Annotated in this window: 16 protein-coding genes; all 16 read left to right on the top strand. The window is 33.2% G+C overall.

Features of this window, described 5'->3' with window-relative positions; all coding sequences use genetic code 11:
• Positions 1-87 precede the first annotated feature (87 nt).
• On the top strand, positions 88-1,383 hold the full coding sequence (locus FJ213_01415; protein MBM4174823.1) for a site-specific DNA-methyltransferase: 1,296 nt from the start codon (positions 88-90) through the stop codon (positions 1,381-1,383).
• Positions 1,376-2,011, top strand: a complete 636-nt coding sequence (locus FJ213_01410) for an MjaI family restriction endonuclease (protein MBM4174822.1) — start codon at positions 1,376-1,378, stop codon at positions 2,009-2,011. Before FJ213_01415 ends, FJ213_01410 begins: the two co-directional genes overlap by 8 nt.
• A 586-nt stretch (positions 2,012-2,597) precedes the next feature.
• Positions 2,598-4,097, top strand: coding sequence for a T9SS type A sorting domain-containing protein (locus tag FJ213_01405; GenBank protein ID MBM4174821.1), 1,500 nt, complete (start codon positions 2,598-2,600; stop codon positions 4,095-4,097).
• 1,503 nt (positions 4,098-5,600) lie between these two features.
• Positions 5,601-6,146, top strand: a complete 546-nt coding sequence (locus tag FJ213_01400) for a T9SS type A sorting domain-containing protein (protein ID MBM4174820.1) — start codon at positions 5,601-5,603, stop codon at positions 6,144-6,146.
• A gap of 200 nt (positions 6,147-6,346) precedes the next feature.
• Positions 6,347-6,967, top strand: coding sequence for a transcriptional repressor LexA (gene lexA, locus FJ213_01395; GenBank protein MBM4174819.1), 621 nt, complete (start codon positions 6,347-6,349; stop codon positions 6,965-6,967).
• Between the two features lie 164 nt (positions 6,968-7,131).
• A complete protein-coding gene (locus FJ213_01390; protein ID MBM4174818.1) occupies positions 7,132-7,734 on the top strand; it encodes a hypothetical protein in 603 nt (200 codons plus the stop codon).
• A gap of 817 nt (positions 7,735-8,551) precedes the next feature.
• Entirely contained in the window at positions 8,552-8,890 is a 339-nt protein-coding gene (locus tag FJ213_01385; GenBank protein MBM4174817.1) for a HEPN domain-containing protein, read from the top strand.
• Positions 8,857-9,189, top strand: a complete 333-nt coding sequence (locus tag FJ213_01380) for a nucleotidyltransferase domain-containing protein (GenBank protein MBM4174816.1) — start codon at positions 8,857-8,859, stop codon at positions 9,187-9,189. The genes FJ213_01385 and FJ213_01380 overlap by 34 nt, the downstream gene beginning before the upstream one ends.
• Positions 9,190-9,243: 54 nt before the next feature.
• A complete protein-coding gene (locus FJ213_01375; protein MBM4174815.1) occupies positions 9,244-9,501 on the top strand; it encodes a hypothetical protein in 258 nt (85 codons plus the stop codon).
• A gap of 3 nt (positions 9,502-9,504) precedes the next feature.
• The gene (locus FJ213_01370) at positions 9,505-10,080 is read left to right on the top strand and encodes a hypothetical protein (protein MBM4174814.1); all 576 of its coding nucleotides are present in this window, start codon (positions 9,505-9,507) and stop codon (positions 10,078-10,080) included.
• 222 nt (positions 10,081-10,302) lie between these two features.
• Entirely contained in the window at positions 10,303-10,668 is a 366-nt protein-coding gene (locus tag FJ213_01365; protein ID MBM4174813.1) for a hypothetical protein, read from the top strand.
• A 134-nt stretch (positions 10,669-10,802) separates the two neighbouring features.
• Positions 10,803-11,288 carry a methylated-DNA--[protein]-cysteine S-methyltransferase gene (locus FJ213_01360; protein MBM4174812.1) on the top strand — a complete coding sequence of 162 codons (486 nt, stop codon included), beginning with the start codon at positions 10,803-10,805 and terminating at the stop codon, positions 11,286-11,288.
• Positions 11,288-11,803 (top strand): hypothetical protein, encoded by a 516-nt coding sequence (locus FJ213_01355; GenBank protein ID MBM4174811.1) that lies wholly within the window; start codon positions 11,288-11,290, stop codon positions 11,801-11,803. The genes FJ213_01360 and FJ213_01355 overlap by 1 nt, the downstream gene beginning before the upstream one ends.
• A 125-nt stretch (positions 11,804-11,928) precedes the next feature.
• On the top strand, positions 11,929-12,129 hold the full coding sequence (locus FJ213_01350; GenBank protein MBM4174810.1) for a hypothetical protein: 201 nt from the start codon (positions 11,929-11,931) through the stop codon (positions 12,127-12,129).
• On the top strand, positions 12,114-12,380 hold the full coding sequence (locus FJ213_01345) for a type II toxin-antitoxin system HigB family toxin (GenBank protein MBM4174809.1): 267 nt from the start codon (positions 12,114-12,116) through the stop codon (positions 12,378-12,380). The genes FJ213_01350 and FJ213_01345 overlap by 16 nt, the downstream gene beginning before the upstream one ends.
• 396 nt (positions 12,381-12,776) lie before the next feature.
• Positions 12,777-13,213: carboxypeptidase-like regulatory domain-containing protein (locus tag FJ213_01340; protein MBM4174808.1), on the top strand; the 437-nt coding region annotated here is incomplete at its 3' end.

The raw sequence follows: 13,213 nt of genomic DNA, 5'->3' as shown, positions 1-13,213 counted from the left end.
AGTTATGACAAATATTGACGTAGAAAAAATGAATGAAAAAATTAAAAAGAGGCTTAAATTTTTCTTTGATATTTATGAAAATCTAAAATGAACACGAAACACTTAATAATAAACGGCGATTCACGAAAGATGAACGAGTTGAAAGATGAATCCGTTCATCTGATAATCACATCTCCGCCTTATTGGCAGCTAAAAGATTATGGAAGCGGTGATCAAATCGGATTCAACGATAGTTATGAAAATTATATAAACAACTTGAATCTCGTTTGGAAAGAATGTCATCGTGTTCTTCATGATGGCTGCAGGTTATGTATTAATATTGGCGATCAGTTTGCCCGTTCTGTTTATTATGGAAGATATAAAGTAATACCAATTAGAACCGAAATAATAAAGTTTTGCGAAACGATTGGCTTTGATTATATGGGAGCAATTATTTGGCAGAAAGTGACAACTACAAACACAACTGGCGGCGCAACTATAATGGGCTCGTTTCCTTATCCTCGCAATGGAATATTAAAATTAGACTATGAGTTTATTTTGATATTCAAAAAAAGTGGATTTCCACCTAAAGTTCCAAAGGAAAATAAAGAACTTTCAAAATTAACAACAGAAGAATGGAATACATATTTTCATGGTCATTGGAATTTTGGTGGGGCAAAACAAGATAATCATATAGCAATGTTTCCTGAAGAACTTCCAAAGCGATTAATAAGAATGTTTTCATTTGTAGGAGATACGATTCTTGATCCATTTCTTGGAAGCGGAACAACTTCTTTAGCCGCGAAAAATCTAAACCGAAATTCTGTTGGCTATGAAATTAATCACAAGTTTATTCCGGTTATTAAAGATAAACTATCTGTTAAAGAAAATAAATTTTTTGAAGAATATTCGTATGAGTTTCTAACTCAGAAAACACTTCAAATAGACTTCCAAAAAGAAATTGAAAAACAATCTTACATATTTAACGACCCTCATAAGCTTGATAAAAAAATAGACCTGAAAAAACTTCAATTTGGCTCCAAACTAGATAATAATGGTAGTAAAAGAGAAGATTATTATTCTGTTAACGAAATAATTAGCCCAGAATTATTAAAGCTAAATAATGACTTGATTGTTAGATTAATCGGAGTAAAAGAAAAACCAGAAGTAACCGGAAAAGCAAAGGAATTCCTTCTTAATAAAACGAAGGGACAAAAAGTATATTTGAAATTCGATGAGCAAAAATACGATGATTATGATCGATTACTTTGTTATCTATATTTACAAAATAAAACTTTTATAAATGCACATCTTATTAAAGAAAAATTAGTTTTAGTTGATACAGATCTCAACTTTAAATACAAAAATAAATTTCTGCACTTACTTGGAACAGATAATGCCTAAAGAATGGATCCTTAATAGTGTAATGAATCGATTCCAACTTAATTTCAAACGTAATGTTGGTCCGACTTCTGAATCAATTCGTAAGTGTTCACCGAAGACAATTGAAGAATGGAAAAAATACTATTTCAAAAATGTAAAAAGCAAAAAGCATATTACAGAACTTGGTAAAAAACTCTATGTAAAAATCACCGAGGTTGTACAAGCTGAGCTTGATGATATCACAGAACAAGATTGTATTGATTATATGATTAATCTTGTCATCAATTGCACTTTCGATGGTTACATGACAGAGATTGAAACAATTTACGGGCAACTAGAAAAAAATCTCGATATTAAAATTGAACCAGCGCCGGACGATTGGGATAGATTATTTAATGTTGATTTCTTTATTAAAATAAATGAAAAATATATTGGGCTTCAGATTAAGCCGGTTAACGAAGGGATACAACTTCCGGAGAGCTATAAAGAAAGGGCTATTCAAGAAGAAACTCATTTAAAATTTACAGAAGTATTTGGTGGAAAAGTATTTTACATTTTCTCTACGAAAATCAATGGTAAAAAAGAAATAGTTAATACTGAAATCATTGATGAAATCAAAAAAGAAATAAATAGACTTAAAGCAAATTAGCTCTAAGATCATCTTACTACAAAATTTTAAAATCAGAATTCCCAGCGCACATTTTAAATTATGAAATTCACATTAACTATCTTTTAATATTTCCGTCTTTCAATTTTTCAATCAACCTTCGGTCAACAAATCTTTTAATCTTTTAATTGAGAATAATTCCCATGTCCAAACAAATAACCGAAATACAAAAAAGAATTCTCGACTTCATAATCGAGATGATGACAGTAAGGCAACTATTGGTCTTATCTAATCCCTTCTTGTGTTTTAATTTTTCTTTCTTGATATTTATTACAAGAATAACTTAGTAATGAAAACAACATCAGTACATAAATATGGCTGGGTTAACTGGGGCGGTTTAAAAAAGTTTTCTAAGGGGAGAGTTTTACTTACTACTTACTACTTACTACTTACTTCTATATATATACCGTGTAGAGTTTGCGCGTGTTCAACTCATTCAAAATGTTCAGGTAGTTTTTAAATTAAAAGCGGAGGTGGTTGCCTGTCTCTTACACTGCGGTGAGTTTACGACAGGGTTTATATAAGGATTAATTCATTTCAAGTAATAAACAAGTTTCAAAGGGTAAAAATGAAAAAATTAAAACTTATTTCAATTGTTTTATTTTTATTTCTTTCCACAGTATTTGCAGATAATAAAAAAGAAGATTTATACGGTGGAAAATTTACAAGGGTAGTCGGAGAAATTAACCCAAAGACTAAAGGTGATTGGAACAAATTTTATCCATTAAACATTGGGGACTTTTGGGAATTCATTGAGAAAGATACGACAACATTGTTTGGTATTACACGAAGACTAAACTTTTCTATAGCTAAAGAAATTATCGCAGATACACTGATGCCGAACGGAATAGTATATAAGAAAATAAAGATGTGGAACTGTGCCAATAGTGTAAATCGAGAGATTAAATATTCTTTCCAGAGAGCCGACAGCTTGGGAAAAATCTATACTTATTTAAACAATTCAGATAAACTTTTATATGATTTAACTAAGAATAAAAATGAGACTTACCCTTCACCCTTTGAAAACTTTTTCTGGAAAGTTTTAGAGAAATATTATGTCGTTGGGTTTAGCGATACATTGCTTGCAATCGATATAGCTCTATTTGACTCAACCAATATTAGGAAATACAGCGAAACAATTATTGAAAACTTTGGTGTAGTTTTTTATCAAGGAAATTTAAGAGACGATTACCTCAATCCAGAAGGAAGTTTTTGGGGTGCTGTAATAGATGGAGCTGTTTACGGAGATATGATTGTATTGAAACAAGAAATTGACTGGAGAGAGTTTTATCCATTACGTATTGGAAATTTCTGGAAATATATGGGATATGTAGGAGCTATTCCCTTGACAATATCTAGAAGAGTTTTAGCTGACACAATTACAAGTGATGGAGACAAGTATTTTAAGATAAGAGAAATTGATCATACGTTCGGATACACATATTACACGTATGATATGGTAGATAGTCAAGGACAAATTTGCAGATGGAATTTAAGAGAATCTAAGAAGGAGCTTATATATAGTCTATCTTCTTGTATCGGCGATACATTAGCTTCATTTGTAACTAGCTTCGTATGGAGAATGAATGAAAAATGGAGAAATGCCCTACATATCAAATTGTTTCCAGATATAAATTTTCAAACAAGGAGTTTCGTTCGGGATATAGGACTATCAGAAACTACAGGAGATTTATATATGATTGGATTGGTAGGTGCAATTATTAATGGAGTTGCATTTGGAGACACTACTATTACTTCTGTAGAAAACATTATTTATAATCCTTTGAAAAGTTTTGAGCTTTTTCAGAATTACCCTAATCCATTCAATTCGCTTACAACAATTAAATTCTATTTACCTAAATCTGCTGATATAAGCCTACAAGTTTACAACTTACAGGGGCAGTTATTAAAAACAATTCTTTCTAAAAATATGAATGAAGGAATGCATATGGTATTTTGGAATGGACGTAATGATGAGAATAAAGAATTGCCAAGTGGTATATACTTCTGTCGGCTGACAGTCAATAATCAGCAGTCAAGGATTAAAAAATTAACTTTATTAAAATAACGAGGTAACAATATGAAAAAGTATTTTTCCATTTTACTGCTCTTTTGTTTGTCCTTTAACTATTCTTATAGTCAGGAAGATTTTTGCATGGTGAATAGTACGAGTACAAGTTCAGCTATTCCTAACACAGGAACTTTTAGAATACTAATTGTCTTGTGTAAATTTTCTGATGATAACTTTAACCAATCGCCCCACACTGATTTATGGCCTGATACACTAAATCAAATGCCAAGCTGGGGCCCTAATTTAGTTTCAAGCACTGTTCAACAATCTTATTCTAATCCAAGCATGAGCGGTTATTTTAAGACAATGTCTAATGGGCTTTATGATGTTATTGGTGATGTTGTTTTTTATCAGCCACAACACAATCAGAGTCATTATTTTATATCAAGCGGCAGACATATAGGTTATTTAACTGAGGAAATTTTAACTTCTATAGATCCAGTTATAAACTTTGCAAATTATGATAGTAATAATGATGGCAAAGTTGATATGATAAAAATTTGTTTTAGATTTGCAAACACTCTAATGCTTGATGGGAGCCCTTATCAGGGTATAGCTGGACTTACAGGATTTCGACAAACATTTGGCAGTGGTACTTCACTAACTAGGGATGGTGTAACTATAAGCGCCAACTTGTGGGGTTCGGGCACATTTCAAAATGGAGTTACTGATCTTCACGGTGGACTTCCAGTAATGCTACATGAATTTGGGCACTATTTGTTTGATGCTCATTATGAGGGTATTGGTTATCATGGTTTAATGGATGGTAGTGGAACAGGTGTAATGAGCTCATTTGAGAGAATAAAAATGGGATGGATTACTCCTATTCTTATAACTTCAAATGCTGTGGATTCTATCCTAACAGATGCATTAACCACACACAAGGTTTATAAAATTAGTATTCCAGGTACTTCAGAATATTTTCTAATTGAAAACCACCAACGTGTAAATTTTTATGAAAGCTCCTGGCTAATATATAATGGTGGTCCAATTAGGAGTCCTGGAACAGGGCTTTTAATTTCTCACTGCACTAATAATTCTGTTGATATCGAAAGTGCCTTTGGTAGATGGAACTGGGAAAGAGTTTGGCATACTTTTCCGAATTATCCATATCCCGATTGGTTATATACTTTTCCGTTTAAGAGGTTAGATCCGAATAAACCTTTCGGTGAAGACAAACTGAATTTAAGGGGGAAAAGAATAGACCCACTCAATTATTATTCGACCAAAAATCATACTGACTTTTTGGGTTCTACTGTAGATTATTTTAATATTGGATATAATCAGATATTTTCACCTTGGAGCAATCCAAGTACATATCCGGATATTCAGAATCTATGTGCAGAACTACTGCAAAAAGATCAATACAATAACATTCATGTGAATATATTCATTAATAATCCATTGGCTGCACCCCCATCCAAACCACAGCATTTAACCATAAGTTGCAATGCTAATAACAAACCTTTATTAAAATGGTTCAGAAACCAAGAACCTGATATGCACAAATATAAAGTCTATAAAAAAGTAACTGAGGAATGGGGATTTCAATACTTAGCTGAAACAACAGATACTTTTTTTGTAGATAATACTGAGCAGTGCATTACAGGTCCTCTAATTGCGAATGAGCGTGTTGCTTCGTATAGAGTAACTGCTGTAGATAATACCAGTAAAGAATCTGTACCGTCTGATGCGGCTTCTACAAGAGTATATGGGCCACCAATGGAAAAAGCATTAAGTCAAAACAAAGTATTGTCTTATCAATTGTATCAGAACAATCCGAATCCGTTTAATCCCACAACCAAAATAAGATTTTCGATTTCAGATTTTGGACTTACGAATTTAAAGGTCTTTGATTTACTCGGTCGTGAAGTGGCTGTACTTGTTAACGAACCAAAGCAACCCGGTGAATATGAAGTTGAGTTCAATGCGAGTAAATACGAATTAAGTTCCGGGGTTTATTTCTATCAGCTTGTGGTGAACGGAGTGAACCAACTTACCTCAGGATTGTTTATTTCAACTAAGAAGCTTTTACTAACAAAATAATTATACAAGAGATGTCATTCCGACTTGTAACTTTCCTATCACTTTATGGTCGGGATGACATCTCTATAATTTTATAAAAATTTCAACTCCTAAACTGAAACATTTTATACCTTACTAAAATCTCTACCTATCTAACTAAATTTGTATTCACCGTAATTATTAATTATACATTATAAATTGTACATTCCTAAGAGGTTTCCATGTCCAAACAAATAACTGAAATACAAAAACGAATTCTTGACTTCATAATTGATATGATGTCGCTTAGACAAATTCCGCCTACATTGGCAGAGATTGCAAAAAAATTCAATTACAAAAATCGTTCAACAGTTCAGCAACACTTGAAAGCACTTGAGCAAAAAGGATTCATCAAACGAAATCCATTGCTTGCGAGAGGAATTGAACTAACGCTTTCGGATAAGTTTTTTGTTCCTCGTCCGGTGCTTGGAGAAGTTGCCGCAGGAAATCCGCTCGTGATTTATCCCGACGCAATCGATACAGTAGAACTGCCTACAATCGTCCGTATGCCAAAAGATTCTTTTCTTCTAAAAGTAAAAGGCGACAGTTTGAAGGATGCATACATTTTCAGCGGAGATGTTGTGATAGTAAATCCAAATGCACAGATTACAGATGGACAAATCGTCGTTGCCGTGCTCGATGATTCTGCTGTTGTAAAAAGATATTTCCGTCAGAACGGAACAATAATGCTGAAATCCGAGAACAAAGCATTTAAACCGATCGAGATAAAGCACAACTACGATAAATTCAAAATCATCGGTGCTGTTGTTGGAGTTTATAGAAGTATGAGGAAGAAAGGATAGTGTGGAATTTGGATTATGAAATTGTCTTTTCTACATTATCAATTCGAAATTGGCGGATCTTAAATATTACCTTGCATTTATTACCATCTTATTTTACTTTTTATTAAACTAAAAAGAGGCTTAATACGTCAGTATTTAGAAACTTGGGCGACAATATTTCCGAAATGCAAATCGCAGATACGTTAAAAATTAACTTTAACAACTTTATAAATGGTACAGCAGAATTTTCTGGAACTTATATTGCGGAAACCGGCGAGATTAATTTTAGCACAAATCTCACTGAAAGAGAAGCCATCGGCGAAATTAGAATGGGCGAAGGAATAATTGTAAATACTGAGGTAATTCTGTCAGATCTATCAGAACCGCTAAATGAGCAAGTAATCAGAGCAAAATTCAACGAAGAGGAGGTAGAGGTAAATCTAAACAGTAACGATATTAACAATCTTATCTCAGCTAAGGAATTAGGAAATTTTGCATCCATAATGGAAACTATTAAAAGATCATCTGAGAATGCGGAGTTTGTAAAAATTTGCGAACGACTTAAAGAGAATTTAACAAGAAAAAATTTTATTAATTCTTACAAAGTAATTTTGGATGGCGATGTTTTTAATGAAACACAAAAAAATATTGTGATGTGTATTATTGCCATTCTTTCCTTTATTGTAGCATTTATAGGACTTATTACTTGCGCCGGATTAGTGGGATGCGTAGTAGCTGCCGCAGCTTATGCTCTTGCTACTGCCGGCTTAGCGGGTTGTTTTATCTAAAAATTTTATGAATGTTTTCATCTACATTGCTGTAATTTTCTTTCCAATACTAGTTTTTATAATTGATATAAGGAAAGCTCAAAAGGAAGACATATATATTATATTTGGTTTTTCAACATTATGGTATTTTTATTGGTTTACCTTACAAAACTCTAACTCTATATGGCAAAGTGTTTTCTTTATTGCATTCGAAACAACAATAATAGCTGGGGGATTGATATCAATAATAATTTGGTACAGTAGAAAAAAAAAGCGAATTAATTCATAATGGAATGGTTATATGGAGCTGCCCCATGGCTTAGAATTTTAGTTTTGAGCTTTAATCTTTTAATAATGATTTCTCTTTTTATAACGAAAAAGTTTTCCCTTCAAATATTCATATTGAGTATTGCTATTCCAATAGTTCATTTGATATTATTCTTTGCCCCACCATACAAACCAGAAACTATAATCTCTTTATTTCTATCGCTAGGATGTATAGCTTTTGGCATAAGGATTATTATTAATCAATTCAAAAATACATAAAACTTAGTCTACAAATCGAATCTCCGTGTTATAAGTAGTAACCCGAAAACAAAGCTTACAAACCAATCGAGATAAAACACAACTACGATAAATTTAAAATAATTGGTGCGGTAGTTGGCGTTTATAGAAGTATGAGGAAGAAAGGATAATGTTAAATGCGAAGTGTGAAGTTAAGTAAAACATAATTGCAAGTGTTGAGTTTAATAATCATATTTGAACAAAGTTATGATGAATAAAGAACAACACGTTAAATACTGGCTTGATAGTTCTGAAGAGGATTGGATTTCAGCAAATGAAATCTGTCAAAAAAAATGAACGGAAACATTTTGCTTTATTCATTGCTCATTTAAGTCTCGAAAAACTCTTTAAAGCATTGTATGTTGAAAAATTTGGTGAGATTCCGCCTTTTAAGCACGATTTATATATGCTTGCTTTAAAATGTGAAATGGATTTAAATGAAGACATTATTGCTGAATTAAAAATCACTAATGAGTACAATCTTCAGACAAGATATCCTGAATACAAAGAAAGTTTTTATAAAAAGTACACATTTGATTTTGTAAGCAACGAATTAAATAGAATTAACAAACTAAGACAATGGGTATTAAATACGATAAACAATATGCAATAAGAAAAGCAAAAGAGCTTGCTAAGGTTTTAAGAGACAATAATATAAAAATCCAAGCCATGTATTTGTTTGGTTCTTTTGCAAATGATGACGAAGCTAATTTAGAATGGTCTGATATAGATATTGCCATCGTCTCCGAAAGCTTTATGGGATTTAGATTGGAAGACAATAAAATGCTTATTCCACTAGTCGTTAAAGTTGAACCAAGAATAGAGACTCATCCGTTTACTCCTGCAGATTTTGAAAATTCCCCTTTTACTAAAAACGAAATAGAGAAAAAAGGAATTTTATTAGAAACCTAAAAAATATACCACCAAGTGTTAAATAAGGAAATTAAAAACAAGATACTAAAACTTATGATTACTCAATCGATAGATACTAATCCAGAAGTAGAAAAATTTCTCATCTCTCTCATAAGAAATTCAAGCGTGACAAAAAGAATTTTGCAAGTACAACATTTAACCAAGACAATGTTACAACTTTCTCGAAGAGCAATATCAAGAGCTAATCCCAAATTATCCCCAAATGAATTGGACATGCTTTTTATTAAATATCACTACGGCGACGAATTAGCTAACAAATATCGTGCATCTATTGAAGAAAATCACATGTGAAAAATGGAAATTTTATCTGCAATAGAGCCCGTTATAAAAGCTTTTGAAGAGTTAGGAATATCGTATTACATCGGTGGTTCAATAGCAAGTTCTGCTTATGGTATTGCAAGAGCAACATTAGACGTTGATTTAATTTCAAATCTAAAGCCATATCAAGTTAACTCGCTTGTAAAAAAACTTAAACCGGATTATTTCATCGATGAAAATATGATTCAAGATGCAATCCAAACAACTTCTTCTTTTAATTTGATACATCTTGAAACAATGCTGAAGGTCGATGTATTTATATTAAAAGAAAAACTATACTCTCAAAAAGCATTCGAAAGAAAACGAAAAGATACAATTGATGTTGAAAACAATTCGCTTCAAATTTACCTTTGCTCTGCAGAAGATATTATTCTAAACAAACTTGAGTGGTATAAGTTAGGCGAAAAAGTATCTGAACGCCAATGGTTGGATGTGTTAGGCGTTATAAAAGTTCAAGGAAATTTACTCGATGTAGAATACCTCAAACATTGGGCAAAAGAATTAGATATTTCTGATTTGTTAGAAAGAGCATTAGAGGAAGGAAAGGGTTGAGGCTTAATTATAAAATTACTATTGTGAGCTAAATGAACACATAAAATTTTAAGTTAAAAAAATAATAAGTCATAGCTCTCAATTAAGAAAGAAAAGATAATGTCAAACGCGGAGTGCGGAATTCGTCCGTCAACCGACGGAGTGGATTGTAGAATTCGGAATTGTCAATTGCTTATTGACTAAACTTTAAACAACACCTTTAAAAAAATCGGAGGCACAACAATGCTTACAACAAAACGAGTACTAATCGCAACAATCTGCGGGTTCATCTTTGGAATCGTTTGCATGCTTTTAGCAAGCTCAAATCCAGACGAGCCAATATCCACAGCAACAAAGTGGACAATAATTTTTAGCCGAACACTGATGGGCTTTACAATCGGTGTAAGCGCCATAAGATTGCAATGGTGGCTTCACGGAATTGTTATCGGCTTCATCGGTAGTATTCCTATGGCGTTTCCTGTAATGGACAGACCAGCTATAATGATAGCAACTTTAGTTATGGGAATTGTATATGGTTTCCTTACAGAATTAATCACATCAATTTTATTTAAGGAAAAACCAGCAGGAATGCAGAAAGCAACAGCGTAAAATCGGTAATTTGCAGGCTGTCACGAACTTCCGTCTGTTGACAGATCGTGACAGCCTGAATATGGTAGGACAGATTATGCGAAATATCCTTGTGATTAATCTGTCCTACAGCAAATGATATTGAAATGCAACAAATGATAATAACAAACCATATAGATAAACACGAAACCTACTACAATTCTCCAATTGGACTGACCAAAATCACAGCCAGCGAAAATGGAATCAACTCAGTAGATTTTATCGAAGAACAAGCTGAAAAGGGGTTGCGAACTCATCCAATTTTAGATGAGTGCGTCACTCAACTCGATGAATACTTCAAAGGTAAACGAAAAGAGTTCACCGTAAAGCTAAATCACGATGGAACAGAGTTCCAGAAAAAAGTCTGGAATGAACTGCTGAAAATTTCATTCGGCAAAACGGTCAGTTATTTGGAACTTGCAAAATCACTTGGTGATGTGAAAGCAATTCGTGCAGTTGGTAAAGCAAACAGTAAGAACAAAATCGCGATAATCATTCCGTGTCACCGTGTAATCGGAAGTAATGGAAACCTCACCGGATATGCCGGCGGTTTGTGGAGAAAGGAATGGCTGCTGAAACACGAAGGCATTTTAATGCTGTGATGGAACAGATTCACAAATGTAAATCTATTAGGTTAAAAGAATATGATTACTCACAGGCAGGCTGGTACTATATTACAATCTGCACAAAAGATAAAATGTGCTTATTCGGTAGAGTTGTTAATGGGAAAACGATATTGAATAAAATTGGAACTATTGTTAAAAAACATTGGGAAGAAATCCCAAAACATTTTTGCCATGTTGAATTAGACGAGTACGTTGTAATGCCGAATCATTTACATGGGATTATTATAATTAATAATGTTGGGGTTCAAAATTTTGAACCCCAACAAAATAAATTTCAACATATTATACCAAAATCGTTGGGTTCGATCATACGCGCTTTCAAATCCTCGGTAACACAATGGTGCAATAAAAACGAACTTAAATATTTCAGATGGCAGCGCAATTACTACGAACATATAATCCGTAGCAAAAAAAGTCTTTACAACATCCGCCAATATATAATCAACAATCCATTAAAATGGGAATTGGATGATGAATACTCAGAGAGTTAGAAATAATTGCCTTCTCTTTTAACTAAAAATAATTTTGATTAGATTATTCGTGTTTCAAACATCTACGGACTATCTACAGAAAAGAAAGTCAATAAACAAAAAATCATAACTGAGGAGATTAGCAAATGACTTCTGTTAAAGAAATTGAATCAGCTATTGAAAAACTCGCAAAAGATGAATTGGCGGCATTTAGAGAATGGTATGAAGAATTTGACGCTAAGCTATGGGATAAACAGTTCGAGGAAGATGTATCTTCGGGGAAATTAGATGTTCTTGCCAATGCAGCTCTCGATGATTACAGAACGGGTAAATGCAAAGAGATATAAAACACTTTGCCGGTCCATCGTTCTGGGCGTGTTACGAAAAATTACCAAAAGAAGTGCAAGAATTGGCGGACAAAAATTTTGAGCTACTTAAATCAAACCCCGAACATCCCTCACTATACTTTAAGAAGGCTAAAAGCTATTATTCGGCAAGGGTTGGAAAAAAATATCGCACCATTGGAATAGAAATCGAAAAAGGAATACTGTGGTTCTGGATCGGTACCCACTCTGAATATGACAAACTTCTCTTATGATCAACTAAAAAATGGCGCGGTTTAGTGCCGTCACGGACCTCCGTCAGTTGACGGATCGTGACAGTAAGAAGAAAAGCATTATGACACAACAAAATTCTTTTTCTGCTTTTTATCCGTCCCAGCGGACTTGTCCACTACTGCGAATTGGCACCGCCGGTTGGTACCGACTCTGTCAGAATTGAGTCGGTCGCTTTATTCTCAAGCTTGACCGAAAGATTTTAGTCTGTCTGGCTTACAAGACAAAGTCAGCTGAACTATTGTGTCTTGACTTTCAATTTTTTTTTGGACACTTTTAATGTAAAATTTTAGGAATAACTTGCTACAATTAATCCTGAATATTTTTTGCTATTTAAAACATACAAATTATTTTTAACCCGCTAAAAGGGAATTGTTAAAATGAAAACATTCTCTTTACTTTCACGTTTTCTTTTGATGTTAGTGACGGTGGTTCTATTAACTGGGTGCCAAGAAGAAGCGACAAAGCCAAATGAAACACCCAGAATGTTCGTGAGGCTTGAGAATCAAACAGAACACTCTGGCATAATGGTAAAGATATTAGAGTTGAACAGATGGACAACAACCGATTCGCAAGGATATTTTCAATTTGATACACTTCAAAATGGTAATTATACGTTTCAAGCAAGGTATCCTTACTTTAAAACAGAAGAGTTCTCAATTATGGTAAATAACGGAGAGATACAACCGCTTATTAATCTTCACCTAAAACAGCTTTTACAGTTTTGGATTGAGCCCGCTGAAACTACAGTCTCACAAAATAATTTCAACAATCCAAATTTCTTTGCATTTTCAGGAATGCGAATGAAGTTGACAAA

The sequence above is a fragment of the Ignavibacteria bacterium genome, assembly GCA_016873845.1.
Taxonomy (GTDB): Bacteria; Bacteroidota; Ignavibacteria; order Ch128b; family Ch128b; genus JAHJVF01.
Note: the sequence above shows the minus strand (reverse complement) of the source record. Positions and strands in the feature narration are given on the sequence as shown.

Bases quoted from the DNA above. Each gene is read 5' to 3' on its own strand.
- FJ213_01380 (MBM4174816.1), top strand. From the start codon at position 8,857: ATGGGTATTAAATACGATAAACAATATGCAATAAGAAAAGCAAAAGAG.
- FJ213_01365 (MBM4174813.1), top strand. From the start codon at position 10,303: ATGCTTACAACAAAACGAGTACTAATCGCAACAATCTGCGGGTTCATC.
- FJ213_01370 (MBM4174814.1), top strand. From the start codon at position 9,505: ATGGAAATTTTATCTGCAATAGAGCCCGTTATAAAAGCTTTTGAAGAG.
- lexA (MBM4174819.1), top strand. From the start codon at position 6,347: ATGTCCAAACAAATAACTGAAATACAAAAACGAATTCTTGACTTCATA.
- FJ213_01345 (MBM4174809.1), top strand. From the start codon at position 12,114: ATGCAAAGAGATATAAAACACTTTGCCGGTCCATCGTTCTGGGCGTGT.
- FJ213_01400 (MBM4174820.1), top strand. From the start codon at position 5,601: ATGCACAAATATAAAGTCTATAAAAAAGTAACTGAGGAATGGGGATTT.
- FJ213_01375 (MBM4174815.1), top strand. From the start codon at position 9,244: ATGATTACTCAATCGATAGATACTAATCCAGAAGTAGAAAAATTTCTC.
- FJ213_01360 (MBM4174812.1), top strand. From the start codon at position 10,803: ATGATAATAACAAACCATATAGATAAACACGAAACCTACTACAATTCT.
- FJ213_01355 (MBM4174811.1), top strand. From the start codon at position 11,288: ATGGAACAGATTCACAAATGTAAATCTATTAGGTTAAAAGAATATGAT.
- FJ213_01415 (MBM4174823.1), top strand. From the start codon at position 88: ATGAACACGAAACACTTAATAATAAACGGCGATTCACGAAAGATGAAC.
- FJ213_01410 (MBM4174822.1), top strand. From the start codon at position 1,376: ATGCCTAAAGAATGGATCCTTAATAGTGTAATGAATCGATTCCAACTT.
- FJ213_01390 (MBM4174818.1), top strand. From the start codon at position 7,132: ATGCAAATCGCAGATACGTTAAAAATTAACTTTAACAACTTTATAAAT.
- FJ213_01385 (MBM4174817.1), top strand. From the start codon at position 8,552: ATGAAATCTGTCAAAAAAAATGAACGGAAACATTTTGCTTTATTCATT.
- FJ213_01350 (MBM4174810.1), top strand. From the start codon at position 11,929: ATGACTTCTGTTAAAGAAATTGAATCAGCTATTGAAAAACTCGCAAAA.
- FJ213_01405 (MBM4174821.1), top strand. From the start codon at position 2,598: ATGAAAAAATTAAAACTTATTTCAATTGTTTTATTTTTATTTCTTTCC.